Origin of the sequence: Limnohabitans sp. (genome assembly GCF_044361985.1) — a bacterium.
Taxonomy (GTDB): domain Bacteria; phylum Pseudomonadota; class Gammaproteobacteria; order Burkholderiales; family Burkholderiaceae_C; genus Limnohabitans_A.
Genome location: NZ_JBIKHV010000030.1, coordinates 1 through 26,927, shown reverse-complemented (window position 1 = coordinate 26,927; position 26,927 = coordinate 1). Strand labels below are relative to the sequence as shown.

Genomic DNA, 26,927 nt, shown 5'->3' with positions numbered 1-26,927 from the left:
GGCGCGATCACCACATCAATGTGGCCACCCGCCGTGAAAGGCGGCAAATCACGACCATCGGGCGCTTTGAACTCGTAACGCGCCAAGCCCTCGGCCATTTCTTCGCGTTTGTGCAGCACCACCGGGAACACCGGCGGCTCGCCCACCAAGGGCTGCGGCCCCGGGGTCAGGCCTTCGGTCTGGCCTGCCGCCAGCCGCGCCTGGTATTGCACGGGCGTGAGCAGGGTCTGGTAGCGGGCAATGCCTTCTTCTCGGTTGACGGGGTAAGTCACCGGGTAAGGCGGCGGCATTTTGTCGGCCGGGTAAACGGCCAAGGTCTGGTCTTCGTAACGCAGCTTCAGGTCTTTTTGCAGGCCGCGGCGATGCGTTTGCTGCGCCTGCACATAGCGCCCGCTGCGCTGGTCCAACTCGATGTCCCACCACCATTTTTTGACCGGGTTGATGCTGCCCCGGTCCAGCAGATCGTCCAGGCGGGCCAGGGCCGGTGCAGCAGCGGGCAACTTCATGGCCACCTGTCGCCACAGGCTGTCGGCCAGCAGGCCTTCCAGGTTCCAGGGGCAGGTTTTCATGCAGCGCCCGCACATGCCGCCAGCGGCGTTGGTGATGCGGTAACGGGCGCATTTTTCAGCGTCGCTTTTCCAGATCTCGTAGCCGTTGTACATCAGCTTGGGGCCAGCGGTGATGGCCCCTGACGGGCACTCGCGCGCGCACTTGTTGCAGCTTTCGCAAAAGCTTTGCAGGCCGAAGTCGATGGGCCGGTCGGGGGCCATGGGCAGGTCGGTGGTCACGCTGCCACTTTTCAGGCGCGGCCCCAAAAACGGGTTGAGGATCACCTCGCCAATGCGGCTGACTTCGCCCAGGCCCGAGAGCAACAACAAGGGCGGCTGCAGCACATCGCCGTCGAGCACCGAATGCACCCGAGCCGAATAACCCAGACGCCGAATTTGCTCGGCCAAGATGCCGCCCATCAGCGAAAAGCGCAGATAAGCCCGCATGCTCTGCGCCACCGAAATCCAGTCGTCTCCGCTGGCGCCTTCCATGGTCTCGTGGCCTTGGTCGATCAGCAGGTTCACAGCGTTGGCGTGGTAAGCGGGCATGGGGTTGCCACCCGCGTCGTGCGAGTAATAAGCCCACTCGGGCACAGCGCACAAGCCCACCGCGTCCACCCCCAGGTAATACGAGGCGGCCTTCAGGTTATCGGCATTGCGCAGCGGGTCGGCGGTGCTGGCCGCCACCGGGCCACGCGCCGGGCCAAACTGCAAAAGCAGCAACGCCCCCAGCGCCCGGCGTGCGCAGGCCCCGATGGGGCTTTTCATCACGTAGTGCGCGTTCTTGGCGCTGTCTTGCACGGTCTTGCCCAAATCACCAAACAGGGCCCGTGCAAAAAAATCGGCCCGCTTGGGAAAACGCGGCACCCGGTCGTGGTCGATGAAAGTGGTGGGTGTGTCGCGGCGCTTGAGCGTCTCAAACGGGTGCGCCCCTTGGCGAAACTCGCGCTGGGCAAACGCATCGCGGTGAAAGGCGCCCTTGAGCGTGCCCTGGCCCAGCCACCAGGCCGGGCCGTGGCTTTGCCAACGGTTTTGTTGTGGGTGCAGCGCTTGATCGGGGGCCAGTGCCAGCGTGGTGCTGACGGCGGCCAAGGCATAGCGCTGGCCCACATAAGGGTTTTCGCCATCGGGCAGCGTCAGGCCTGCGGCCAGGGCCAGGCGGGCCAGATCGACATCGCTGCAGCTGGCACTGTGAGCGCGGGCCTCGTGCCCCAGCATGCGCAAATAGCTCGACAGCAACACGGCCGTTTGCGCCGCCAGCACGGCGGCGCGTTGTGCTTGTGTGCCGGCCAGCCAGTCACAGCCGGGCTCGCCAGGTTTCGGGTCCCGCGCAAACTCCACCAAGATCACGATGGCGTGGCCATGGTGCGTGATGGGGCCGTGCACGGTGCGGGCCGAGTCCAGCACATCGGCCAAGATCATGTCCATGCCCGCTGCAAAACTGGCCGGTTGGCTTTGCGCCAGCTCTTCGCCCAAGGCGGGTACGGCGGGGTTGCGGATCGGCTCGGCCAGCCAAGCGCTGGCAGGCAGGGCACACACGCCCATCATCGACGCGTCAAAGTAATGGCCCGCAGCCTTCAGGTGGTGGGCGCGCTCGTGGGTGTCTTGAGGAATTTCCCCGATTTGCGGGTTGACGGCACCATCACGCACCAGGTCAAACATGGCCATGTAACGGGCCATGGCGTGCGACAAGGATTCGGGGTCAGCGTGCGCAAAGCGCAGCGCCTGCATGGGCGGCAGGCCGCTGTCGTCTGGCGCGGCGCTTGTGCGCCGCAAGCGCTCCATTGGGTAGGGCCCCAGGTGAACGGGGCGGTCACGGTAAGAAAACAGACGCATGACAAGCCTTGTGAACGGGGTCAACCCCAGTCATCGAGCTTACAGGCAAGAGAGGTGCCACGCTGTCACGCACACACACCCGAACCCACATCACGGCTGACAAACTGAAGGAGTGAATGCTGAAGCACCATCAGGTCTGCAAATCAACCAAGCCCCGCACCTTTGCAGGTGTGGGGCTTGGGCTAAGTGAACACAGGCTCTGATTCAACTCAGGCTGAGATCACCTGAAACTGCTGATCAATCCAGACCTGATGCGCGGTGCCCGTGTGTTCCCACACGCTGTACGCCGCTCCCGCCGCTACGCTGGTGCCCATTTGCTGCCAGCCTTCGGTTTGGGTTAGGGTCAAGCGGTCATCGCTGCCGCCATCCACCATCAAGACCGCTGGGCCAGACGCCGCCGGCTGACTCAGCACGTCGGACAAACTCAGCTTCAGGCTGTTGGTGCCCGTGCCATTCAGGTCAATCGCGCTGACCTGGCCGTGCACCGCCACGAAGCTGGAAAAGTCCAGGTCCATGCCCGCGCCCAACAAGGCCAGCTGCGTGCCGTTGCTGCCCACTTGCGCGCTGTAGGCCAAGCTGCTGTAGGCAAAGGCCACATCGCCCACCAACACAGACGTGCCATCTGTGGCCGTGGCCGTGGTCTGGCCCGCTTCCCTGACGCCTGGGGCCGGTGTGCGCACCACGCCATCGCTGGTCAGGTTGATCTCGGTCAGGCCCCAGTCGGCCAAGCTGCGCACCTCGCCTGCGTCACTCACACCGTCTTGGTCTGCGTCTTGCCAGACCTTGAACTCGCCAAACTTCGCATCCAGCGCGTTGAACTTGCCGTCGCCGTTGCTGTCAAATCCCATCGCCAAGCCCTCCAAGTCGGTGTTGCCACCGAACTGCGTGAAGGCGTATTGGCTGCTGTCGCGCACCAAGCCGTCGGCGTATTTGTCCCAGACCAGCACACCGTCTTGGGCACCAGCCCAGGCGGTTTGGTCCAACCTGCCATCACCGTCCACGTCCATCACCACTTGGCTGTAGCCCAAACTTCCGTCGCGGTTGAGGTCGATCACCACGGGGGGACTGGTCATGGGCAAGGTCGCTGGATCGCTGAAACGGGAGCTGCCACCGGTCACCGACGCGTCGAGCACATCGCCCGTGGTGGGCACACCCGCCGAGCTGTCCACCGCCACGATGCGCAGCTCAGTGATGGGGAACACACTGGTAGTACCAATCGACCAACGCACTTTGGTGTCTGCTGCCAAAAAGATGGCGTTGGTGTCTGAAGCACCGGACAGCGCCGTCCAGGTGCTGGTGCCAGCGGCTTGGTACTGCCAAACACCGCTGTTGGAGGACTCTGGCGCCGCGCTGGTTACTGCGTAACCCACCAAGGTGTCGCCAATGTCCTCGTCGGTGGCGGTGGGCATGAGGGCAGAAAGCGCCACGCCGGCGGATGGCCCAGAAGAAGGGTACAAACCAGCGTGACCGGAGATTAGGTTTGAGCCCAGCACCGGCGCGTCGTTCACCAAGGTCGTTGCCGGAACCGTGGCGGTCTCGGTGTCGGTGGCCGTGCCGTCGGTCACGCTGACCTGGACCGCAGGCAAGTCGTTGCCCGCATTGACATGCGCCGCACCGGCTGCCGTCAGGGTGACGACGCCTGGGGTGGTGACGTTGATGGCGTAGTAGTCGTTAGGGTTGCTGCCTGCGACCAGGCTGTAGGTTAGTGTGTCGCCTTCTTCGTCGGTGGCCGTGGCCGTGGTGATCACGTCGTCCGCAGCGGCAGCGTTTTCCGACGGTGCGACCGGGGTGCTCAGGCTCAGCACTGGCGCGTCGTTGACCGCGATCACATTGTTGATCGTCACGGTCGCTGGTGCTGAATTCAAGCCTTGGTTGTCAGTGGCGAAGAAACTGATGGGGGCCACCGCGCCGTTGTAATTGAGCGTGGGCACAAACTGGACAGTGGCCGCTTGCGCGGGGGTCAATGGGCTGTCGAGCGTGACCGCCACGGCGGGCGTGCCTGGGGCGCCGTCATGGTCATAGACCAAGGTGCCCTGCGCGGGCGTTGGGCCTGCGGTCAGGGTGAACGAGGCGATGGTGCCATCAACGTCGGTGGCCGCCAGAGGCACGGCCAGCGGGGTGTCTTCGGTGGGCGTGATCGTCGCAGGGCTGGCCACTGGCGCGTCGTTGACATCGACAGTGACCGGGACCGTGACAGATTCGGTATCGATAGCGTTGAATGCGTCAATCACTCTGACCTGCACGGCAGGCAGGTCGTTGCCCGCATGGACATGCGCGGCACCTGCTGCCGTCAGGGTGACGACGCCGGTAAACAAGTCAATCGCATAGTAGCCGTTGGGGTTGCTGCCAGTGACCAGACTGAAGAGCATCAGATGGCCTTCTTCGTCTGTGGCCGTGGCGGTGGTCATCACATCACCTGCGGTGGCCGCATTTTCCTGCGGTGCGGTGGGTGTGGTCAGGGCCAGCACCGGTGCGTCGTTCACGTCGGTGGTGGCCGAAATCGTGGCGGTCTCGGTGTCGGTGGCCGTGCCGTCGCTCACGCTGACCTGGACCGCAGGCAAGTCGTTGCCCGCATTGACATGCGCCGCACCGGCTGCCGTCAGGGTGACAACACCGGTGGTGGCGTTGATGGCGTAGTAGCCGTCGGGGTTGCTGCCTGCTACCAAGCTGTACGTCAGTGTCTCGCCATCTGCATCGGTGGCAGTCGCTGTGAGGATGGTTTGGCCCGCAGCGGCGGCGTTCTCAAGCGGAGACACGGGCGTGGAGAGGCTCAACACCGGTCTAGCATTTTCTTGTGTTTCGCCACCCGTGGCCGCCAAGCCAACAGCAGCGCCCGTAGCAAGAATACCGCCCGCAGCCCCACCGCCCAAACCGACAAGCGCGCTGCCGGTAACAGCTGATGCGTCTTCAGCCACAAACATGACTCCATCATTGACGTTTTTTAACTGACTACCATCTGCCATTGACCACTCTTCGCCTGTTAAAAGAGCGTCCTCTTGGCCATAAAAATCAGTCAACTCGATGATTTGCTCGTTGCCATCTTCGGTTTCAATGATCAAATTTTCTTCAGATTTATTTAGTTTGAGTTTCTTGGCACCCAAAAGCTGACTACCCTTCCAAATTACACCATCCACTATGACGGTGATCTTTTGTCCGGGAAGCACGAGATGCTTGATGACGGGTTGCCCAGCTTTGAAGTCAACAACTGTCGAACGGCTAAGGTTATTGGGATTTGTTGTGTTAATTTGAATTCGCATGACTTATAAGTATTTGTAAATAATTACATGATTGTACTTATAAATAATTACTTTTAAGTTAATTTAAAACTATATAAATATTTAATGAATTTAAATATTTCGCTACAAAACAGTTTTTCCTTGACCGCAGGCAAAACAACATGGCTGGCTCTGGCCATGACATCGGCTTGCCTTTGACCTCGTTTTGTAGCGCCCAGTCAAAGGCGATTGGCAATCAACAAACTTGGATGCTGGACTTTGAAGTGTTAAAGCTGGTTTACAAAGCCACTTGAACTTCGAATCATGCTGTTTGCAAACGAAATGCCTTGAAGCAAAGGACCTGCAGCTCAGTCCCCTGCGCGTTGGCCGGAGACCTTCACCACCTCGGGCTGAATCTCGACCATGCCGTAAGGCCCGACCAGCTCGCCAGCCAGGGTCTGGCCCTGCAACTGCAGCTTGGCGGCCTGCAGCTGGCCGTCGGCGTTGATGAAACTGAAATGCAGTTGGGCACCGTCGATGCGCGCACCCAACAAAGGCTGCACTTGCAAGCCCCAGGCCAGGCTGCCACCCAAACGCTGGTGCCGCTGCGTCAGCTGCAGCAGCGCCGGGCCTCGGCGGTCCAGGCCTTGCAACGCCCACTGGCCAGCCACCACGGCGGGCACGGTCCACAAATAGCCGGTGTGGCTGCCCACGCGGATCACTTGGTCGGGCTCCCAGTCACCCATCGAAAACGAGTTGGACACCACCCGCGTGCCAGGGCGCATTTTCAAAAGCGTGGGGCGCAGCTGCGCGTTCAGCTCTTCCAGCAGGTACAGGGTGACCACACTGGCTTTTGAAAAGTCTTCCTTGAAGATGTCGCCATGCACGATGCGCACACGCTCTGCCACCCCCGCCCGTTGCGCGTTGCGCTGGGCCAGCGCAGCCAGGTCTTTGTTGTACTCAATGCCCCAAGCCCGTGCCCCGAACTGCCGCGCCGCCGCGATCGGAATCTTGCCGTCGCCCGCACCCAGGTCCACCACCTCGTCTTCAGGCGTAACGCGCGCCGCCGCCAGCATCTGCGTCACCAGTTCATCGCGCGTGGGCAGCCACATCACGTCCTTGCCCATTTGCCCCAGCTTGGGGGCGTAGTTTTCGGGCGGCAGGCTGCTGCAGGCTTGCAACAGCAACAAGGCCACAAGGGGCCAAAGGCGAGTGAGCTTGGGCATGAACTGAACCAGACAGGACAAGGGTGATGCGAAGTTTTGGAGGTTAACCGGATTTAGGGGCAACGGAGCCAGTTACCAAACAACCGACGTGCCATGCGTGCGCCGCAGTGTCGAAAAATTCCAACACCACGATGACTCATGGCACCAACCAGGCCAGTAAGCCATCTGACGTGAGTCTGGCTCGGCGATGCCCGTCTTGACCCAATGCCAACCAGTCCATTGAGGACACTTTAAAGCTCAAAATCGCCAAATGGTGACCGCGCAGAGCATCTTTGGCGCCTTCCGCCACGGGTTCTCTCGAAGTTTGGATGTGACCGGGTGGCAACGCACTCAGATAGTCGGCGCGAGCAGGTGATTGCCTCACGTGTTCCCAGGCAGCATCAACCTGCTCGCCCTCAAAATCAACCGTGGCCAGAGCAGAAACACGCAACTGCCAATGAAGGCGCTTGCTCCAAAAAGTCAATTGCGCCAGCGGCTGCGCCACAAGTTCTGAGCATTTTGCAGAGCGCGCATCGGTGTAGACACGCAAGGTCCACAAGGGTGCATCGGCATGCCTGAGGACCACGGTCCGCGCTTGAGGGCCACTTTGGTCAATGCCCTGTGTGGCCAAAATGGGTGTACGCCAATCATGGTGCCTGTCGTGCGGTGCACGCGTCAGCTCTTGCCATAAGCGCGTAGGCAAGTGGTCGGGAGGAATTTCTAAGTTGTCTTGCTGCATAAAAATTGAAGTGGATGTTGGCGGCGCTGTGGCACAGGCAACGCTCTGGAAAATTAAAACTGGCCTTTGCTCCGGCTGCGTCTGGTCGGGGGATTGAAGTCGCTGGGTTTGTCTTGAACCCAGTGGATGAATCTTGCCATTTCAGGGTGTGCGCGCAGCGCCTGTGTGCTGGGGTAATGGCGTGCCAACTCGGTTTCTGTGAACAAAGCATGAACTTGCTTGTGGCACGCGCGGTGCATGAAAACGGTGATGACACCGCCTCGTGATTTTGGAATCAAATGGTGTGCGTCTCGCAGCGCTGCTGGGATAGCTCGATCACAGAGGGCGCAGACCGCAGGCGCTGCCACCTTGAATGGCTGCGATTGCGAGCGCGCCGCAGACTGCAGACGTTTGATACGACCTTGAGCCATTGCCTTTGCTTCGATGTTTACGGGTTTTCAATGCGCCAGGTGAACCAAAACCACGGCTTGATCGGGTGCATCTACACACTGGCCTTTGGCTGATCCGATCGAAGTGCATTGGTTGCGGCCTCATCAAGCGTCAGGCCAACGCCCAGCGATCCGCTGCCCGATCGAACGGGTGACTTCTTCAGGTGAATCTCCATGCGCTGAATGGCCGGGTGTGCTGCACATGCACTTGCAATCCGCGTGATGAGCCGTTCTTGCGTTTCATAGTGACCGTCCGCTGCGAGTCGGTCAATTTCCACAATCAGTGGGTCGTAGTCAAACACATGCGCCATGCCATCGTGGGCAATGACGACCTGATTGACCGAAATCCCAAGTGTCAAATCGAGGATGTGGACGTCTGGCCTGGTGTCGTTGGGACCATAGGTTCCGATGTCTGTTTTAAGCTGTAAATCTCGCAACTCAATGACTGCCGAACTGACTTGCTTCATGCCCGCACCTTTTGAAGGGTGAATTTCATGAGGCCATCGCTGGCTTCTTCGATCAAATCCAACACATGCTCAAACCCCTGCTCCCCACCGTGGTAGGGATCAGGTATGACAGAGGCCTGGGTTGTTTGCAAAAATTCAGCCAAGCCCCGGATCTTGTGAAGATGCAGTGCGGGGCATCTTTCCTCCAGCAGCGCGCGGTTGTCCCAATCCATCGTCAACAACAAATCGAATTGCTCAAAGTCACTTTCAACAACCGGTCTGGCCCTCAGGTTGGACAGGTCATAGCCTCTTTTTAGCGCATGCATCTGACTGCGTTCATCGGGGGGCGCGTCGGGATGGAAGTTGTGTGTGCCCGCTGAGTCAATTTGGACCTGGTGCAAGAGATTTTGATCCGCCAGCCTTTTGAAAAAAACAGCCTCTGCTGTGGGGCTTCGGCAGATGTTGCCCATGCAGACAAACAGAATTTTGAAATTCACTTCATTCATTGCGATCTTTGTGGAGTGGCTGCTGTCTGTGATCTAAAAAAGAAAACCACCGATTATTTTTTACCCGGTTTTTGGGTGAAGACCCGACAAGGATCTTCACGTTCAACTTCGGGGACTGTGACCACGTGGTCAAACCAATTTGCGTCATTTGTGTCTGCGCGTTCGACCACCCCATGCACTTGGGTTAGCCCCTGCTTGTCGGGCGATAACCATTGGTAGACGCCTGCATCCTTTCTGACATGGCCATTGCCAGCGATCAGCACGACCATTTGATTCGTGACGCCATTGACCACGCTGGCCATCCAAACATCACGGGCAATTTGGCCCTGAACCATGGGCCCAATGGCTTGGGCGGGCAACATGTTGCAGTGCCCTTCTTGGATGGCTTTGTTTTGAGCGCTGAGCAGTGGAAGTGGGATCTGATGGAGCTTGTAAGTGTCGATCGCTTGCGGGCTGAAAACAGCCGAAAAGCCATCTTTCATGACTTTTCGCACATCCACATGGGATAAATTAGCCGCCAACAGTTTGACTTTTTTATCCAAGGCCAACTGCACAAAGGGCTTGTAAAAGTGCCACTCCCATCCTGGGGTTGCCGCTTTGGCCAGCACACAATCTACATCTTGACATCGGGACAGTGCAAGATCCAAAACGGCCTGGTTTTCACGGTCAAACTGCTCCATCAGCACAACGGGCTGGTGTCCTTGTCCGACCCATTGCATGACACGTTCAAGTCTCAGTCGGTGGCCGTGTGCGTTGTCGTGGATCTCGCCCAGAAGGAAGATTTTTGCACTGCCTGGCCGGGGTGGTGAATCCAGGCTTTGCGCTGTGGAGGTGAAGGACAAACCGATGGCTGCCAACATGAAAAACCGGATACAGGACGCATCAGCGTTTCGTTGGTGGGTGAATGGCCACATCAGCGTTACCCAATTATTTAAAAATTCAGACTCGGCGGGCCAAAACTACGGCAGCAGCAGACCCGAAACCGACCATCCAGCACCAGGCGCGTAAGAACACACCCCTTTTGCTTCCGGCCAAAGCGGCGGACTCATCGCGGTGATGCTGCTCATCCGCTTGGCACCGAATCAACAGCGGCAGCAAACCTGGGGGACCACCCCACTCACGGAGATGGTCTATTTGCTGCTGGTAATGCTGGTCTACAAATGTCTCCACCGCAGCAATCGTGGCGTAAACTGCGCGCCGCCCCAACAGGGCAGGTAATGCGCCGGTCATCCATCCAGCCAAGCGCCAAGGCCCCAACAACAGGCTTTTTTGTGACGCAGGCAACCAAAGCGCCACTTCGGTCAAGTGGTCGGCTTCGGTGGCCCCGTGCGCCCTGGCAAATGAGAGCAGCTCAAGGTCGCCACGCCACTGCGCAACAGCCTCAATGCCTTTGTAAATATAGACAGCACCCGTCTCACCCGCATGATCAGAGCGCAGTTCGCGCAAAAGGTGCGGAGACAGGTGCTGAGTCAAAAGCGGCTTTGGCTCAGACACCCAGCAGCTTCTTGGCTTCAGCCAGCGCTTTCATCGACTCGGTGTGCTTGCCTTCCTTGTGCAATTTTTCACCCTCTTCGCGCAAGGCTTTGACTTTGGACAGGTCTGCAGCAGGCAAGTTCGCGGTGGGCACTTTGGCGTCGATGGCACGCATCTCACCAGGGCAACCATGTGCTGAAGCCATGGCCGCAAAGCACATGATCACTGAACCCATAACAAGTTGTTTCATTAAGCGCTCCGTTTGTTGAATGTTTAGGATATTGCAAGCGGCTAGAGCGCAGGCCCTTGCCGTGGGCTTTACCCCCAATCGATGCTGGGGAATTGGCTTTTGGCGTCACACTTCACACTTAGCCACTTTGTGGGTGGTGACTTCAAGCCTTTTTTTTCCAGGAGCAGCGCCGTGGAGGCCACATTTTCCAAACGCCTTTCAAGTCTTTCAGCAGGGGACATTTCGGCCATTGTTCAGATGGCTTGGGAAGACCGGACTGCCTTCGAGACCATTCAGGAGCGCATGGGATGGTCAGAATCGGATGTCATTCGCCTGATGCGGCACGAACTCCATCCCAATTCATTTCGCATGTGGCGCAAGCGCATGAAAGGGCGCACCACCAAACATCGGGCCCTGAGAAGTTCGACAATGAAATTTGAGGACCGCTTGGTAGCGGACCATCGCCGCGCCAATTGTTGACACAACTCGCATGGGTCATGCCGCTCCTGCTTGATGCGATCTCACGCCACCGTGGGCCTTGAATCCAAGGCATTTTCGGCAAGTATGATGACCTGATCAATTCACTACAGGAAACACCCCATGCAACGCAGAAACTGGATCGCGGCAGCCGCCGCCTTGCTCGCCGCAACACCCTTTTTGGCCACCACCGCTTTGGCGCAGGCCTGGCCCACACGGCCCATCAAGCTGGTGGTGCCGTTTCCGCCCGGCGGCCTGATTGACAACATGGCCCGTTTGGTTGCGCCCAAACTGGCTCTTGAGCTGGGGCAATCCATCGTGATTGACAACAAGCCCGGCGCCGGTGGCAACCTGGGCGCAGCCGAGGCGGCCCGTGCAGCGGCCGATGGCTACACCTTGCTGATGGCATCGCCCCCGCTCACCATCAGCCCCGCGCTTTACAGCAAGCTGCCCTACAAACCTGAGCAAATTGCCCCGGTGGCCCTGCTGGGCCGTGTGCCCAACGTGCTGATGGTCAACCCGGCGTCTGGCATCAACACCGTGGCCGAACTCACCGCGCTGGCCAAGTCCAAGCCGGGGCAGCTCAACTACGCGTCCAACGGGCAGGGCACGTCGCTGCACCTGAGCGCCGAGCTGTACAAAAGCCAATCGGGTGCGTTCGTCACGCACATCCCTTACAGGGGCGCAGCAGCGGGCCTGACAGGTCTGATGGCGGGCGAAGTGAACATGATGTTTGACAACCTGCCTTCGGCCCTCGGCTTGATCAATGGCGGCAAGCTCAAGGCCCTGGCGGTCACCACCCCCCAACGCAGCAGCGCCTTGCCCAATGTGCCCACCATGGAAGAGGCGGGCATGAAGGGTTACCAGGTGTTTGCCTGGTTTGGCGTGGCCGCGCCTGCCGGTTTGCCTGGCCCGGTACAGCAAAAGCTGGAACAAGCGCTGGAGCGCGTGGCCAACCAGCCCGAGGTGAAAGCCGCCATGCTGAAAGCCGGCGCCGAGCCCACCTGGGCCAATGCCCAAGGCCTGGCCAGCTTTATGCAAACCGACATGGCGCAGTGGAAAAAAGTGGCGGCTTTCGCCAAGATCACATTGGACTAAGGAGTCAAAGCATGACAACAGTTGGATTGATCGGGTTGGGGGCCATGGGTTCGGGCATGGCGGCTTCCCTGCGCCGGGCCGGGCACAGCGTCCAGGTGTTTGATGTGCGGCGCGAGGTGGCCGAGGCTTTTACCCACGCCGGGGGCACAGCGCACGACACGCTGGCCTCACTGGGTACTGCGTGTGATGTGGTGGTTTCGGTGGTGGTGAATGCCGCGCAGACCGAAGCCGTGTTGTTTGGCGATGGCAGCACGCCGGGTTGCGCCGCCAGCATGAAGCGCGGCAGCGTGTTTGTGATGTGCTCCACCGTCGACCCGAACTGGTCGGTGGCTTTGGAGACCCGCCTGGAAGCCATGGGCCTGCGCTATGTGGATGCACCGATTTCGGGCGGCGCAGCCAAAGCCGCCAGCGGTCAAATGACCATGATGACGGCGGCCAAACCCGAGGCTTATGCGCTGGCCGAGCCATTTTTGAACGCGATGGCCGCCAAGGTCTACAAGCTGGGCGACAGCGCGGGCGCGGGCAGCAAGGTCAAGATCATCAACCAGTTGCTGGCGGGCGTGCACATTGCCGCCGCTGCCGAAGCCATGGCCCTGGGCCTGCGCGAAGGCGTGGACCCTGCGGCGCTTTACGAGGTGATCACGAACAGCGCAGGCAACAGTTGGATGTTTGAAAACCGCATGGCCCATGTGCTGGCGGCCGACTACACGCCGCTCTCCGCGGTGGACATTTTTGTGAAGGACTTGGGGCTGGTGCTCGACATGGCCCGCGCCAGCAAGTTCCCGCTGCCGCTGTCCAGCACTGCGCACCAGATGTTCATGCAAGCCAGCACGGCGGGCTTTGCCAAGGAAGACGACAGCGCAGTGATCAAGATTTTCCCGGGCATTGAATTGCCTAAGCCCGCGCAGTGAGCCAGTTTATGAATGCCACAAACAAGGGTTTGAAACTGGGCTGCATCGCTGACGACTTCACCGGTGCCACCGACCTGGCCAACAACCTGGTGCGCGCAGGCATGCGGGTGGTGCAGACCATTGGCGTGCCCGATGCGCCGCTGGCCGCAGAGGTGGACGCGGTGGTGGTGGCGCTCAAATCGCGCACCCTGCCGGCAGCCGAGGCCATCGCGCAATCTCTGGCAGCCTTGCAGTGGTTGCAGGCGCAGGGTGCCCAACAAATCTATTTCAAATACTGCTCAACCTTTGACAGCACGCCCGAGGGCAACATCGGCCCAGTGACCGAGGCTTTGATGGACGCGCTGAAGTGCGACTTCACCATCGCCACGCCGGCCTTCCCCGACAACGGGCGCACCGTGTTCAAGGGCTATTTGTTTGCAGGTAACGTGCTGCTCAACGAGAGCGGCATGCAGAACCACCCGCTCACGCCGATGACCGACGCGAACTTGGTGCGCGTCATGCAAGCGCAGACAAAACGTCAGGTCGGCCTGATCGATTACAAAACCGTGGCCCAAGGCGAAGCGGCCATCCGCGAACGCATCCAGGCGCTGCGCAGCGAGGGCGTGGGCGTGGCGATTGTGGACGCGACCAGCAACGCCGACTTGCTCTTGCTGGGTCCGGCTTTGAAAGACATGGCTTTGGTCACCGCCGGCTCGGGTGTGGCCATCGGCCTGCCCGCCAACTTTGGCCTGACGCCTTCGCTGCAAGCCAGCCAATTGCCCGCCGCCATGGGCTTGCAGGCGGTGGTGTCTGGCAGCTGCTCGGTGGCCACCAACGCGCAAGTGGCGCACTTCAAAGCCAGCGGTCGACCCGCCATGGCGATCAACCCTGCGAGTTTGATGAACGGACAAAGTGATGCGCTGGTGCAGCAGGTGCTGGCCTGGGCTGCGCCGCTTTTGAAGGATGGCCCGGTGCTGGTCTATTCGACCGCCGAGCCCGAAGCCGTCAAGCAAGTGCAGGCGCAACTGGGCGTGGCCGAAGCCGGTGCTCTGGTCGAGCACGCGCTGGCCGCTGTAGCTCAGGGCCTGGTGGACTTGGGTGTGAAACAACTGGTGGTCGCAGGTGGCGAAACCTCAGGCGCTTGTGTGCAGGCACTGGGCATCGCGCAGCTGCAAATCGGCCCGCAGATCGACCCGGGTGTGCCATGGTGCCATGCGCCTTCCGCCGCAGGCGGCGTGCACATCACGCTCAAGTCGGGCAACTTTGGCACCGAGGACTTCTTCACCAAAGCCTTTACAGTGTTGGCATGAACCTCCTCGAGAACCAGGCCCGCGAAGAAATTTGCCGTGTGGGCCGCAGCCTGTTTGAGCGCGGCTACGTGCACGCCACGGCAGGCAATGTCAGTGTGCGGCTGGACGATGGTTTTTTGATCACGCCCACCGATGCCTGCCTGGGCTTTCTGGACCCGGCACGCCTGGCCAAGCTGGACCTGCAGGGCCAACAGCTGAGCGGCGACAAGGGCAGCAAGACCCTTGCCTTGCACCGCCAGATTTACGAGGCCGCTTGTGAGCACAACCCCGCAACACGCTGCGTGATTCACACCCACAGCACGCATTGCGTGGCCCTCAGCCTGAACGCCCACGGCCCTGAATTGCTGCCGCCCATCACGCCTTATTTCGTGATGAAAGTGGGCCATGTGCCCCTGGTGCGCTACCACCGCCCGGGCAGCCCCGATACCGCCAGAGAAGTCGCCGCCCTGATCCGCCAGCATGCAGCGCAGGGCATCCCGATCCGCGCTGTGATGCTGCCGCGCCTGGGGCCCAACGTGTGGCACGACTCACCCGCAGCGGCCATGGCCACGCTCGAGGAACTGGAAGAAACCGCACGGCTCATGCTGTTGCAACCCGACACCCCACCCCTTCTGGCCACCGACCTGGACGATTTGCGCCAGACCTTTGGCGCCCGCTGGTAAGACCTGAAAGACCCCCATGCCCCGCTTTGCTGCCAATCTGTCCATGATGTACCCCGACCTGCCTTTTCTGGCGCGCTTTGAGGCGGCCGCAAAGGACGGTTTCAAAGCCGTGGAATACCTGTTCCCGTATGCATTTGCCGCTGATGAGTTGTCCGCCCGATTGCGTGGCAATGGCTTGCAACAGGTGTTGTTCAACACGCCCTCTGGCGGCCTTGACAGCGCCAGCTTCACCCAGGCTTGGGAAACGGGCAGCCGGGGCACTGCCTGCGTGCCCGGGCGCGAGGCCGAGTTCCGCATCGGCTTTGAGCAAGCCCTGATTTATGCCGAGGCCCTGAACTGCCCGCGTATCCATGCCATGGTGGGTTTGCGCGCCGATGGCGCAAGCCCCGATGCGGCCGCCGTCGCAGATGCCACGCTCATCAGCAACCTGCAATGGGCCGCAGCACAGGCCGCCAAAGCCGGACGCGATGTGCTGGTCGAGCCCATCAACACCCGCAGCGTGCCGGGCTTTCACCTCAACCGGCAGGACCACGCGCACCGCATCGTGCAGGCGGTGGGGGCCACCAATGTCAAAGTGCAGATGGATTTGTTTCACTGCCAGATCGTCGAAGGCGACTTGACGGCCAAGATCGCACAGTACCTGCCCACCGGGCGCGTAGGGCACTTCCAGATCGCCGAGGTGCCCGACCGCCACGAACCCGGCACGGGCGAGGTGAACTGGACGCACATCTTCCAGACCATTGACAAAGTCAGTGCCGAATGCGGCTGGGACGGCTGGATCGGCTGCGAATACAACCCGGCCGATGCCTCGGCAGGCGGCACCTCGCGCGGCCTGGGCTGGCTGCAAAGCTATTTGTAAGCCTCGACTTGCGCTGCCCCCAAACCGCATTCCCATCCGCATAACACCATGCCCTGGTTCCAAGACGGCCTTGCGCCGGACTTGCAATGAATGACCCGCATTACCTGATGTGGGCGGCACTGGCTGCAGCCATGGTCGGCTTGTCCAAAGGGGGCTTGCCGACCGTCGGCATGCTGTCAGTGCCGATTCTTTCTCTGTTCATGTCGCCGATCAACGCGGTGGTGATGCTGCTGCCGATTTACATCATCTCCGACATGGTGGGCTTGTGGCTTTACCGAAAAAACTTCAGCGCCATCAATTTGAAAATCCTCATCCCTGCCGGTGTGGGCGGTGTGCTGGTCGGTTGGTTGACGGCATCGCTGGTGTCGGATGCCGCTGTCAAGATGATGATCGGGCTGATGGGTGTGGGTTTTGTCCTGAATGCCTGGATCAAACGCAAAAGCGAACAAGCCGCAAGCCCGGCCAGTTGGGGGCGAGGTTCGTTGTGGGGCGTGATCGCAGGTTTTGCCAGCTTCATTTCGCACGCTGGAGGCCCCCCTTTTCAGGTTTATTTGCTGCCCCAAAAGCTGCCGAAAATCGTGTTTGCGGGCACATCGACGCTGTTTTTTACAGCCATCAACCTGGTCAAACTGGCGCCTTACCATCAGTTGCGGCCCTACGACACGGAGCAAATGATGGGCACCTTGGTGCTGATCCCGTTTGCCCTGATGGGCACTGTCGTGGGGGCCTACCTGACCCGAAAAATCGCCGACGAATGGTTTTTTAAAGGGGTGCAAATCGGCTTGCTGCTGATTTCCCTCAAGCTGATCGCCGACGCACTTCAGGCTTGAAAGCCCTTCAGGCCGAGGACCGCACAGGGCCTTGGCGCTTTTACAGCGTGGGCACCGGTGGGCCTGAATCGGCTGGCCAGCGCAGGCTTTGCCCTGTGCGCGCTTCAATCGCCAAGCGGTCTTCTTCGCTGTCCACATCTGTGCGGTAGTGGCTGTTGGCCGTGGGCCAGCGGCACACACTGTCGGGCTGTGCGGCTTGCCATTGCCGCACGCCGATGTGCGCATCACCCGCCAAAATCTGCTGGCCCACAGCCCTGGTGAACATGACTGGGTTTCCGGGCAAGCCCTGCACGGCAGGCTGCAGCATGTGTGTGCCATCGGGGCGATTGGCAAAGGCGCGCACCACATCGGCCACATCCTGTGTATTGATGAGCGGCTGGTCTGCCAGGGCCACCAGCACGGCATCAAAAGAGGCGGGCAAAGCCTGCAAGCCCACGCGCAAGGAGCTCACGTGACCGGTATCGGGCTGGAGATTGAGCACTGTGCGCGCAGCAAATTGAGCCAAGCAGGCCTCTTGCTGAATGCGTTCGGCGTGGTGGCCCAACACCACCACCACGTCATTGATGCCGGCATTTGACAAGGCTTGCAATTGACGCGCCAGCAAACTCACGCCGTCCAGTTGCAGCAAGCATTTGGGGCGATGGCCCATGCGGGCACCGGCCCCTGCGGCCAGCACAATGCCACCCACACGGGTTGCAGGCACTCGGCTGGGCCTTGGCGCTTGCTTTGCAAACTCACTCAATTGACTTCTCCATCGAACTTGTCTTGTGCACCACTGCGATCATCCCCTCCGGCAACAGCACATGTCGGCCCGCCATTGTGCCGCGGCCCACAGTCAGGTGGCTCAAAAATCGGCCAAGCTGTCCCGGCAGCGAATGCCGGCCATGGCCAGTCTTTCGCAAAACCGCTAAAGTAATTTCTTTTATGTCGCCCTCAGGAGCCCTGCCCCATGAACGCACCTTTGCACCGTGAAATGCCCGCTGGTCATCTGGACACCGCCAGGGCCTTGAATGAGGTCTCCCAAGCGTGGGACAGCCGCATCCTGCCCGAGCTGAAAAAGTACATTGAAATCCCGGCCAAGTCGCCCGCATTCGACGCAGAGTGGGCCGCCCATGGCCACATCGAGACGGTGTTGCGCCATGCCGCGCAATGGGTCGAAGCCCAAAAGGTCGAGGGCCTGAAGCTGGAAATCATCCGCCTGCCGGGCCGCACACCGGTGATGTTTTTTGAGGTGGACGCCACCCGCGCTGCCAACGAGGGCTCCGGCGAGACCGTGCTGATGTACGGCCACATGGACAAACAGCCCGAATTCAACGGCTGGCGCAACGACCTGGGGCCTTGGACCCCGGTCTACGAAGACGGCAAGCTGTATGGCCGCGGCGGCGCCGACGATGGCTATGCGGTGTACGCCAGCATCGCGGCATTGCAGGCCCTTAAAAGCCAAAAGACCCCGCACCCGCGCATCGTGGGCCTGATCGAGACTTGCGAAGAATCAGGCTCGTATGACCTGATGCCTTATGTCGACGCCCTGCGCACCCGCCTGGGGGATGTGGGTCTGGTGATTTGCCTGGACAGTGGCGCGGGCAACTACGAGCAGCTGTGGTTGACCACCAGCCTGCGCGGCATGGCCAGCGGCACGCTCAAAGTCGAGGTGCTGACCGAAGGCATCCACTCGGGCGATGCTTCGGGTCTGGTGCCCTCGAGTTTTCGGATCATGCGCCAGGTGCTCGATCGCCTGGAAGACAGCGCCACCGGGCGCTTGTTGCCCGCCAGCTTTCATTGCGAAGTGCCTGCCGAACGCCTGGCGCAAGCGCGCGCCACCGCCGCCATATTGGGCGATGAGGTTTACAAGCGCTTCCCCTGGGCACACTACGATTGCGGCGGCTCGACCAGCTTTGCCTTGCCCACCACCACCGACCCGACCCAGGCCCTGCTCAACCGCACCTGGACGCCCACTTTGAGCGTGACCGGCGCGGAAGGTTTTCCGGCCCTGAAAGACGCTGGCAACGTGCTGCGGCCTTACACCGCCTTCAAGCTCAGCTTGCGCCTGCCCCCGCTGGTGGACGCCGCGCAAGCCGTGGCCGAAATGAAGGCCCTGCTGGAAGACAACGCGCCGTACCAGGCCAAAGTCACTTTTGAAAGCGGCGGCGGCGCCACCGGATGGAACGCCCCTGGCACCCAGCCCTGGTTCGAACACGCCCTGAACAGCGCCAGCCAGGCGCACTATGGCGCGCCCGTGGGTTACATCGGCCAGGGTGGCACGATCCCGCTCATGAACATGCTGAGCGCCGGCTTCCCGAAGGCCCAGATGATGGTGTGCGGTGTGCTTGGCCCCAAGAGCAACGCGCACGGGCCGAATGAGTTTTTGCATGTGCCCTACGCCAAGAAGCTCACTGCCGCCGTGGCCGAAGTCATGGCCCGCATGCCTTGATGGCGATGCAACGGCTGTCGATCTCACGGCCCACGCTTGCCGCCTTGCCAGGCGAAGCGGGCCAGCTGGCGGTTTTTGACTGGGCTTTGCCTGCTGCTCGGCCCCTGGGCACGGTGCTCTTGGTGCACGGCCTGGGCGAGCATGCCGGACGCTACGGCGAATTGGCCGCACATTTGCACAATTGGGGTTTTGCCATTCGGGCTTACGACCAACAAGGCCATGGCCTGTCTGAGGGCGCACGCGGCGACATGCTGCGGCCCGGCAGTTTGCAAGCTGATTTGTGCCGCGTGATGGACGACACACGGCAACGCCCGGCCTTGGCCGATGCGCCACTCATTTTGTTGGGCCACAGCATGGGGGGCCTGGTGGTGGCGCGAACGCTGGCCGAACAAAGGCACTCGGCAGAGGCAGCGGTGTTGTCTTCTCCGGCGCTGGGGGGGTTTCCCAATTTGCTGCAGAGGATGCTGCTGGCCACCTTGCCCCGCTTTGTGCCGCATCTGCGCGTGGACAACGGGCTCAAAACCGAGTTTGTGGCGCGTGACCCCGAAGCCGTCAAAGCCTACAAGGCCGACCCGCTGGTGCACCGGCGCATTTCAACAGGCCTAGCCGCCTGGATTTTGGAGAACGGCGCCCAGACATTGGCCGACGCGCCGCAATGGTCGATGCCCACTTTGCTGCTATATGCGGGGCAGGACCGCCTGGTCAACGCCCAGGCCAGCGCAGCATTTGCCGAAGCCGCACCGGCTGGCGTGGTGCAGGCCGAGTGCTTTGACGCCATGTACCACGAGATCTTCAATGACCTCTACCGCGTGCAGGTGTTCACCGCGCTCAAGCGCTGGCTGCTGCCACGTTTTTCTGCTTGATCGCCATCCACACCAGCGCCACACCCGTGAGGGCCACGGGCAGCAGTGAGCCGATGTTCAGCCAGGTCCAGCCTTGCGTGGTGACCAGTGCACCCGAAGCAAACGAGGTCACGGCCATGGTGCTGAACACAAAGAAGTTGATGGCGGCCTGACCGCGGTCTTTTTCAGCCGGGGTCCAGGCTTTCATGGCCAAGGTGGTGCTGCCGGTGAACAGGAAATTCCAGCCCAAGCCCAGCAAAAACAAGGCAATCAGGAACTGGTGGAACTCGACGCCTGTCAAGGCAATCGCAATGCAGGCAAAGTTGATGACCACGCCCACGCCCATGATGGGCAGCGTGCCGAATTTTTTGATCAGGTGGCCCGTGAAAAATCCGGGTGCAAACATGCCGATCACATGCCACTCCAGCACCAGCGCGGCGTCGTCAAAACTGAAGCCGCACACCTGCATGGCCAGCGGGGTGGCGGCCATCAGCAAGTTCATCACGCCATAGCTGAGCGCGGCAGCGGCCGCGGCCACGATGAACACCGGTTGGCGCATGATTTCGGACAAAGGGCGCCCGGCGCTGTCGCCGGGCTTTTTGGCGGGCACGGCCGGGAAACGAATGAAGGCCATGCACACCATGGCCAGCACCGCAACGATGCCCAGCGCCATGTAGGCACCCAGAAAAGGGGTCTCGTACACCGTGCGGGTGCGCGATGCCAGATTGGGCCCTACGATAGCGCCGATCAAGCCCCCCGCCAGCACCAGCGAAACCGCTTTTTCGCGAAAACCGTCAGCGGCCAACTCGGCCGCTGCAAAACGGTACAACTGGCCGTTGGCGCTGTAATACCCCGCAATCACCGTGGCAGCCACCAGCAGCCAGAAGTTGTGGCTCCAGGCGGCATAAGCGGCCAGCAATGCCGAAAACATCGCCACCACCAGCCCCAACTGAAAAGACACTTTGCGCCCCCAGCGCGACTGGCTCTTGGCCACCAGGCCGGTCGACAGCGCCCCGCCCACTACATAGCCCATGACGGGCAAGGTGGCCATCCAGCCCAGCGGGGCCATGCTCAAACCCACCAGCCCGTTGATGGCAATGAACGTGACATTGTTGGTGAAGAAAAGGCCCTGGCAGAGCGTGAGGAGGATCAGGTTGGCATTCATGCGGGCCAGTGTATCGCCTGACGCTTATAAAGCGGTGTCACCCCGGCTCTTCGCATTGGCTCTTCCCCTGGGCTTTTCACCTAGGCTCTTCATCCTGGGCTGCCAACCCGCTTGGCTTGGACCAGCAGCCCCTCAGGCACCCAGCGACAGCGCAGCCAGCACGGCCAGGGGCGCAGTTTCGGCTCGCAAAACACGCGGGCCCAGCGTCACAGGCCTGAAGCCTGCCGACAAAGCAGCGGCTTCTTCGGCGGGGCTCAGCCCGCCCTCAGGCCCACTGAGCACGGTCACGGCTGCCTTGCCCGCCATCTGCGAGAGGGCCTGTGGGCCTTGTTCCGAATCTTGTACCAACCCTTGTGCCAAAGACAGCACCCAACGCTCGCCGTCCGCCGCCTGTTTCAACCACTCGTTCAGGGTCACTGCGGCATGCACCACGGGGACCCGGTTGCGCCCGCATTGCTCGGCGGCGGCCACGGCCACACCTTGCCAATGGGCGAGTTTTTTGTCCGCACGCTCTCCCTTGAGCTTGAGCACGCTGCGCTCGGCGACCAACGGGGTGATGCTGGCCACGCCCAGTTCGGTGGCTTTTTCGACCAGCCAGTCCATGCGCTCATTGGCGGTGATGCCCGCCAGCAGGTGCACTGGCCGTTGTACCTCTCGTTCCACGGGGTGGTAGGTGCCGACTTCAACATCGACATCGCTGCGGCCCATGCGGGTGACGGTGGCCTCAAACTCACCGCCTTCGCCATTGAACAGCGTGATGACATCGCCCGGCTGTGTGCGCAGCACCTGCACATGGCGGGCTGCGCCAGGCGGCAGGCTCAGGGCCAGACCGGTGCGCAATGCTTCAGGGCAGTAAAAACGCGCCATGCTCACATGCGCCCGTAAGCAAAGCCGACCTGTGGGGTCGTGCCTTCGATCTCGTCGATCAGCTTGAGCAAAGGGCCCAGCTCGCGGTAGCGGTCGGCGGTGGTGCGGATGTAATGAAGAAAACGTGGCGCATCGGCCAGGTATTTGGGCTTGCCATCGCGCAAGGTCAGGCGGGCAAAAATGCCCGCCACTTTGAGGTGGCGCTGCAAGCCCATCCACTCGACCGCCCGGTAAAAAGCCCCAAAGTCGCTGTGCCAGTCTTCAAAGTCCATCAAGCCGGCTTTGCGCGCTTTTTCCCAATAGCGAATGGTGATGTCCAGCACGAAGTCTTCGTCCCAAGTCAGGAAGGCGTCGCGCATCAGGCTGGCCACGTCGTAAGTGATCGGGCCATACACCGCGTCCTGAAAGTCCAGCACCCCCAATTGCCCGCTGCGGGGGCCTGTCCCGTGGGGCATCATCAGGTTGCGCGGCATGAAATCTCGGTGCACAAACACGCTCGGGGCAGCCAGGTTGCGCTGCACGATCAGGGCAAAGGCCTTGTCAAAAACCTCCCGGTTCTTGCCTTCCAGCTGAACGCCTTTGTGGCGGGCCAGATACCAGTCCGGAAACAAGCCGAGTTCGCGGTTGAGCAAGGCTGCATCGTAGGGTGGCAAAACACTCGGTTGCGAGGCCAGTTGCCACTGAATCAGCGTGTCCACCGCTTGCATGTACAGCCCATGGTTGGCCTGGGGATGCTCAGAGTCGATGGCTGACATCATGGTGGCATCGCCCAGGTCGCTCAGCAGCATGAAGCCATGGGCTGGGTGCCAGTCGAGCACCTCGGGTGCGTGCAGGCCTGCGGCGTGCATCAAGGCCGCAATCCGGACAAAAGGCTCTGAATTTTCCTTGTCGGGCGGTGCGTCCATGACGATGCGACTTTCGCCCCGTGTGGTGTCCACCCGCAAGTACCGCCTGAAGCTGGCGTCGGCCGATGCAATGCGCAAGGTATCTGGCAAAAGCCCCTGCGCCTCACCGATGTTCACCAGCCATTGTTGGAACAAAACCTGGCGAGTGGGGTCTGCCCAGCTGACGTCGGAACCCGGCGCCGGGGAGAGGGGGGAGGGTGAGGGAAGGTGGCTCATGGATAATCACATTTTACAAAGCCTGGTGCCGCCTTCTTCGGGCAAGGACAGGCTGACTCTTTTATTACATTCCCCCCTGTGGTCACCCATTTCGCCTCGCCATCCTTGCTGCCGCCTCTTTGCGCAGGCTTTGCCCCGCGTGCGCTGGCCGTGGCAGCGGTGCTGACCATCGGCATGGGCTGGGCCCAAGCCCAGTCCGTTGGCTTGCCCCTGCGCAGCAGCCCATTGCTGGAGGAAAGAATCTCGCAGCGCCAGCAAACCGAAGGCGCTGTTTTTGTGCATGGCCAACAGATCACCGTCCGTCCGGACATGGACCTGGTGATAAAGGGGCAGGCCAGCATCCGGCGACCCGGCCTGGCTATGCGTGCGGACCGGGTGGACTACGACCAGACGCAAGATGTGGTGAACGCCTCAGGGCATGTGCGCGTCAGCCGTGCTGGCAGTGTTTTCATCGGGCCGCGCTTAAAGCTCAAGGTGGACAGCTTTCAGGGCACTTTTGAAAAACCCGATTTCGAGCTGTACAGCAGTGGGGGTTACGGGCAAGCCGCCGAAGTCGAGTTTGTGGACGACAAGCGCGCCATCATTCGCCAGGCCAGCTACACGACATGCCGCCGCAAACCGGGCCCGGAATGGCTGCCCGAGTGGCTGCTGAAAGCTACGCTGATGCGCATCGACGAGGAAGAGTCCACTGTTATGGTCGAGGGGGTGCAGTTTCGTTTTCACGACATCCCCGTTTTTGCGGCGCCTTCTGTCAGCCTGCCTTTGACCAACGAGCGCAAATCAGGCCTGCTGCCGCCCCTGTTGAGCATCGACACGGTCAACGGCTTGGAAGTGGCGCAACCTTACTACTTTGACATCGCTCCCAACCGCGACGCCACCGTGACCACCCACGTGATGAGCCAGCGCGGCATTGCTGCCGACACCGAATTCCGATATCTGGAGCAGGGTTACAGGGGCCAAGTCCGTTTGAACTTGATGCCCTCCGACAAATTGCGCAATGACCGCCGGTGGGGGTTGTCCACTCAACACAGTGGCAGCATTGACACCGGGCTCGACAGCGTCGGCAGCCTGGGTCTGGGCCTGAGCTTGAACCGGGTCAGCGACAACAATTACTGGCGGGACTTTCCGCGCTCGGGCCTGCAGCTCACGCAGCGTGTGCTGCCGTCCACGGGGGTTTTATCCTGGGGGCGCGGCGACTTCAGCATGACCGCGCAAATACAACGCTGGCAAAACCTGCAAGACGCAGCACCACCCTACGACAGGGCGCCCCAAATCACCATGCGCTATGGCCAATGGAACGCGGAAGGCCTCGATTGGTCCGTGCTGGCAGACACGACGCGCTTTGAGGCCGACTTTTCTCGTGTGCCCAGCCTGGTCAATGCCCAGCCGCGCAATGGTGAGCGCAGCTTTGTACAGGCCCAGGTGAGCCGCCCCTGGATCCGCCCCTGGGGATTCGTAACCCCCAAATTGCAGCTGCATGCCACGCGCTACCAGATGGACAGCGCCTTGGACAATGGCGCACTGTCGGTGAACCGGGTTCTGCCCACCTTCAGCCTGGATTCCGGCATGGTGTTTGAACGCGAAACCCGGTGGTTTGGCCGTAACGTGCTGCAAACACTTGAACCGCGAGCCTTTTATGCGCACACACCCTACAAAAAACAGGACATGCTGCCGGTTTATGACAGTGGCGCCACCGACTTCAATTTGTCCACCATTTACAGCGAAAACACCTACGTCGGCAATGACCGCCTAGTGGACAACAACGCGCTGACGCTGGGCGTGAGCAGCCGCTTTTTTGATGTTGGCAACGGCGCTGAAATGCTCAGGATAGGTGTGGCGCAACGCATCCGATTTGCAGACCAACAGGTGGTGCTGCCAGGGCAAGTCGCAAACGCTGCCGGACTGAGTGACATTTTGTTCGGTGCTGGCATCCGATGGGACGACCGATGGGCATTTGACGGCACCATCCAGGCCAACAACCAAACGCATGAGATCAGCCGAACCACACTGCAAGGTCGCTACAGCCCAAGCCCCTACCGCGTCATCAATGCAGCTTATCGCTCCAACAACCAGGCCACCCCCAACACCCAGTTTGTCGATGTGGGGTGGCAGTGGCCATTGAGCGACATGGTGGGCAACACCGACCGGCAAGCGGACTCGGCCTGGTCACGCGCACCTGGTCAGGGCCTTGGCCCAGACCGCTGGTACACGGTCGGCCGGCTCAATTACAGCCTGAAAGAACGCAGCCTCGTGGACACTTTATTGGGCCTGGAATACGATGCAGGTTGCTGGGTTGGACGAGTCGCCTTCCAGCGCCTTCAAACCAACATCACCAGCATCAGCGCCTCAAACGCCACCAGCCGCATCCTTTTTCAACTTGAGTTCATGGGTTTGGCACGTGTCGGCATCAGCCCCTTGAAGAGCCTTAGTGACAACATCCCCCGCTACCAATACCTGCGTGACAGCACGGTTCAACCCAGTCGGTTCCAGCACTATGAATAACCTGATCTCTCCTGCCCGCTCAGCTTTGCTGGCCTCCGTCCTGGGCACCTTCGGTTGGCTCGGCGCCTCAGGGGCTTTGGCGCAAGCCCCGACTGCGGCCATTCGACAGGCTGATTTCATCGTCGCGGTGGTGAACTCCGAGCCCATCACCAACCAGGAAGTGCAGGTGTTGCGCCAACGCCTGGCCAAGGAAGCGGCCAGCCGCGGCAACAACCCCGAACCCGGCGAGCTCGCCCGCCTGGCCCTAGAGCAACTCATCAACGAAAAAGCACAGTTGCAGCAGGCACGGGACGCCGGCATCAAAATTGAAAACGAGGCCATCGAACAAGCTGAACTGAACGTCGCTGCCAGCAACCAATTGACGCGTGAAGAAATGCACAAACGTCTGGCACAAGACGGCACCACGCTGAGCACGTTTAGAGATCAGCTGCGCACCCAGCTGACGCTCAGCCGCTTGCGCGAGCGCGAAGTTGAAGGCCGCGTGCGTGTCAGTGACCTGGAAGTCGAGCAATTTTTGCGCGAACAGCTGAAGGCGCAAGCCGCGCAAGTGCCCGCCCAATTGAACCTGGGCATGATCCTGCTCGCCGTGCCTGAAAACAGCACCGAACAAGCCATCCGGACCTTGAGCGAACGCGCCACCGAGATTGCACGGCGCGCCCGCAGCGGCGAAAATTTTGCCGAGCTGGCAAAAGCTTTTTCTCAAACTGCAGACCGGGGTGCCAATGGCGGTGACATGGGCTTGCGCCCTGCCGACCGCTACCCCGATTTGTTCATAGAAGCCACAAACAACCTGAATGCCGGCGATGTCGCCGCGCCCGTTCGCTCTGCTGCGGGTTTTCACATCCTCAAAGTCATTGAGCGGCGCCAGGTCAACACCCTGCTCGTGACGCAAACCCGGGCCCGCCACATTTTGCTGCGCCCTTCAGCGCAAATGTCGCAAGCCCAAGCTGTGGGCCGCCTGACCGAGGTTCGCCAAGCCGTGCTGTCAGGCAAGTCAGATTTCGCTGCCGTGGCCCGGGAGATGTCGCAGGATGGCAGCGCACCACAAGGCGGCGATCTGGGCTGGGCCAACCCAGGCATGTTTGTGCCCGAGTTCGAACAAGTCATGAACCGCTTGCGCCCAGGCCAAGTGGCAGAGCCGCTGGTGTCCCGCTTTGGCGTCCACCTGATCGAAGTCACCGACCGACGCAGTGCACCCATGAGCGATCAGGAGCAACGCGCCTTGGCCCGCAACGCCTTGCGCGAAAA

Annotated in this window: 24 protein-coding genes; 11 read left to right on the top strand and 13 right to left on the bottom strand. The window is 60.9% G+C overall.

Annotated elements, in window-relative coordinates; genetic code table 11:
• The 9 genes from ACIQ3A_RS07350 to ACIQ3A_RS07310 form a co-directional block, all read right to left on the bottom strand.
• On the bottom strand, positions 1-2,384 hold a 2,384-nt coding region (locus ACIQ3A_RS07350), incomplete at its 3' end, for a 4Fe-4S dicluster domain-containing protein (RefSeq protein WP_396431100.1).
• A gap of 209 nt (positions 2,385-2,593) precedes the next feature.
• Complete coding sequence (locus ACIQ3A_RS07345) at positions 2,594-5,443, bottom strand: Ig-like domain-containing protein (protein WP_396431099.1); 2,850 nt, start codon at positions 5,441-5,443, stop codon at positions 2,594-2,596.
• Between the two features lie 524 nt (positions 5,444-5,967).
• Positions 5,968-6,825, bottom strand: coding sequence for a methyltransferase domain-containing protein (locus ACIQ3A_RS07340; protein ID WP_396431098.1), 858 nt, complete (start codon positions 6,823-6,825; stop codon positions 5,968-5,970).
• Between the two features lie 136 nt (positions 6,826-6,961).
• Positions 6,962-7,543 carry a pyridoxamine 5'-phosphate oxidase family protein gene (locus ACIQ3A_RS07335; RefSeq protein WP_396431097.1) on the bottom strand — a complete coding sequence of 194 codons (582 nt, stop codon included), beginning with the start codon at positions 7,541-7,543 and terminating at the stop codon, positions 6,962-6,964.
• Positions 7,544-8,024: 481 nt separating this feature from the next.
• Positions 8,025-8,438 carry a dihydroneopterin aldolase gene (locus ACIQ3A_RS07330; RefSeq protein ID WP_396431096.1) on the bottom strand — a complete coding sequence of 138 codons (414 nt, stop codon included), beginning with the start codon at positions 8,436-8,438 and terminating at the stop codon, positions 8,025-8,027.
• Positions 8,435-8,923, bottom strand: coding sequence for a low molecular weight protein-tyrosine-phosphatase (locus ACIQ3A_RS07325; protein ID WP_396431095.1), 489 nt, complete (start codon positions 8,921-8,923; stop codon positions 8,435-8,437). Before ACIQ3A_RS07325 ends, ACIQ3A_RS07330 begins: the two co-directional genes overlap by 4 nt.
• A 53-nt stretch (positions 8,924-8,976) precedes the next feature.
• A complete protein-coding gene (locus ACIQ3A_RS07320) occupies positions 8,977-9,783 on the bottom strand; it encodes a ChaN family lipoprotein (RefSeq protein ID WP_396431094.1) in 807 nt (268 codons plus the stop codon).
• Positions 9,784-9,862: 79 nt separating this feature from the next.
• On the bottom strand, positions 9,863-10,417 hold the full coding sequence (locus tag ACIQ3A_RS07315) for a demethoxyubiquinone hydroxylase family protein (protein ID WP_396431093.1): 555 nt from the start codon (positions 10,415-10,417) through the stop codon (positions 9,863-9,865).
• Positions 10,410-10,646 (bottom strand): hypothetical protein, encoded by a 237-nt coding sequence (locus ACIQ3A_RS07310; RefSeq protein WP_396431092.1) that lies wholly within the window; start codon positions 10,644-10,646, stop codon positions 10,410-10,412. The genes ACIQ3A_RS07315 and ACIQ3A_RS07310 overlap by 8 nt, the downstream gene beginning before the upstream one ends.
• 171 nt (positions 10,647-10,817) lie before the next feature.
• Here ACIQ3A_RS07310 and ACIQ3A_RS07305 point away from each other — a divergent pair, with 171 nt between their 5' ends.
• The 7 genes from ACIQ3A_RS07305 to ACIQ3A_RS07275 all read left to right on the top strand — a co-directional run bounded on the left by ACIQ3A_RS07305 (position 10,818) and on the right by ACIQ3A_RS07275 (position 16,751).
• A complete protein-coding gene (locus ACIQ3A_RS07305; protein ID WP_396431091.1) occupies positions 10,818-11,105 on the top strand; it encodes a TIGR03643 family protein in 288 nt (95 codons plus the stop codon).
• Between the two features lie 120 nt (positions 11,106-11,225).
• On the top strand, positions 11,226-12,200 hold the full coding sequence (locus ACIQ3A_RS07300; protein WP_396431090.1) for a Bug family tripartite tricarboxylate transporter substrate binding protein: 975 nt from the start codon (positions 11,226-11,228) through the stop codon (positions 12,198-12,200).
• A gap of 11 nt (positions 12,201-12,211) precedes the next feature.
• On the top strand, positions 12,212-13,111 hold the full coding sequence (ltnD, locus tag ACIQ3A_RS07295; protein ID WP_396431089.1) for an L-threonate dehydrogenase: 900 nt from the start codon (positions 12,212-12,214) through the stop codon (positions 13,109-13,111).
• An 8-nt stretch (positions 13,112-13,119) separates the two neighbouring features.
• On the top strand, positions 13,120-14,400 hold the full coding sequence (gene otnK / locus ACIQ3A_RS07290) for a 3-oxo-tetronate kinase (RefSeq protein ID WP_396431088.1): 1,281 nt from the start codon (positions 13,120-13,122) through the stop codon (positions 14,398-14,400).
• Positions 14,397-15,062, top strand: a complete 666-nt coding sequence (locus ACIQ3A_RS07285) for an aldolase (RefSeq protein WP_396431087.1) — start codon at positions 14,397-14,399, stop codon at positions 15,060-15,062. The genes otnK and ACIQ3A_RS07285 overlap by 4 nt, the downstream gene beginning before the upstream one ends.
• Positions 15,063-15,078: 16 nt before the next feature.
• Entirely contained in the window at positions 15,079-15,921 is an 843-nt protein-coding gene (otnI, locus tag ACIQ3A_RS07280) for a 2-oxo-tetronate isomerase (protein ID WP_396431086.1), read from the top strand.
• A gap of 86 nt (positions 15,922-16,007) precedes the next feature.
• Positions 16,008-16,751 carry a sulfite exporter TauE/SafE family protein gene (locus ACIQ3A_RS07275; RefSeq protein ID WP_396431085.1) on the top strand — a complete coding sequence of 248 codons (744 nt, stop codon included), beginning with the start codon at positions 16,008-16,010 and terminating at the stop codon, positions 16,749-16,751.
• Between the two features lie 40 nt (positions 16,752-16,791).
• Here the strand turns inward: ACIQ3A_RS07275 and ACIQ3A_RS07270 are convergent, their stop codons facing one another.
• A complete protein-coding gene (locus tag ACIQ3A_RS07270; protein ID WP_396431084.1) occupies positions 16,792-17,493 on the bottom strand; it encodes an NTP transferase domain-containing protein in 702 nt (233 codons plus the stop codon).
• Between the two features lie 207 nt (positions 17,494-17,700).
• Between ACIQ3A_RS07270 and ACIQ3A_RS07265 the strand changes: the two genes are divergently transcribed.
• A complete protein-coding gene (locus ACIQ3A_RS07265) occupies positions 17,701-19,182 on the top strand; it encodes a M20 family metallopeptidase (RefSeq protein ID WP_396431083.1) in 1,482 nt (493 codons plus the stop codon).
• Entirely contained in the window at positions 19,182-20,045 is an 864-nt protein-coding gene (locus ACIQ3A_RS07260) for a lysophospholipase (protein ID WP_396431082.1), read from the top strand. Before ACIQ3A_RS07265 ends, ACIQ3A_RS07260 begins: the two co-directional genes overlap by 1 nt.
• On the opposite strand, the gene ACIQ3A_RS07255 is transcribed toward ACIQ3A_RS07260, so the two are convergent.
• From ACIQ3A_RS07255 to ACIQ3A_RS07245, 3 genes are all read right to left on the bottom strand, one after another.
• Positions 20,011-21,189: an MFS transporter gene (locus ACIQ3A_RS07255; protein ID WP_396431081.1), complete on the bottom strand. Its 1,179-nt coding sequence runs from the start codon at positions 21,187-21,189 to the stop codon at positions 20,011-20,013. The two genes, ACIQ3A_RS07260 and ACIQ3A_RS07255, sit on opposite strands and share 35 nt — an antisense overlap.
• 132 nt (positions 21,190-21,321) lie before the next feature.
• Positions 21,322-22,056, bottom strand: coding sequence for a 16S rRNA (uracil(1498)-N(3))-methyltransferase (locus ACIQ3A_RS07250; RefSeq protein ID WP_396431080.1), 735 nt, complete (start codon positions 22,054-22,056; stop codon positions 21,322-21,324).
• Positions 22,057-22,058: 2 nt separating this feature from the next.
• Positions 22,059-23,177 (bottom strand): aminoglycoside phosphotransferase family protein, encoded by a 1,119-nt coding sequence (locus ACIQ3A_RS07245; RefSeq protein ID WP_396431079.1) that lies wholly within the window; start codon positions 23,175-23,177, stop codon positions 22,059-22,061.
• Positions 23,178-23,255: 78 nt separating this feature from the next.
• Between ACIQ3A_RS07245 and ACIQ3A_RS07240 the strand changes: the two genes are divergently transcribed.
• Positions 23,256-25,679 (top strand): LPS-assembly protein LptD, encoded by a 2,424-nt coding sequence (locus ACIQ3A_RS07240; protein ID WP_396431078.1) that lies wholly within the window; start codon positions 23,256-23,258, stop codon positions 25,677-25,679.
• Positions 25,672-26,927, top strand: a 1,256-nt coding sequence (locus ACIQ3A_RS07235) for a peptidylprolyl isomerase (RefSeq protein WP_396431077.1), incomplete at its 3' end; no start/stop codon positions are given. The genes ACIQ3A_RS07240 and ACIQ3A_RS07235, both read left to right, overlap by 8 nt.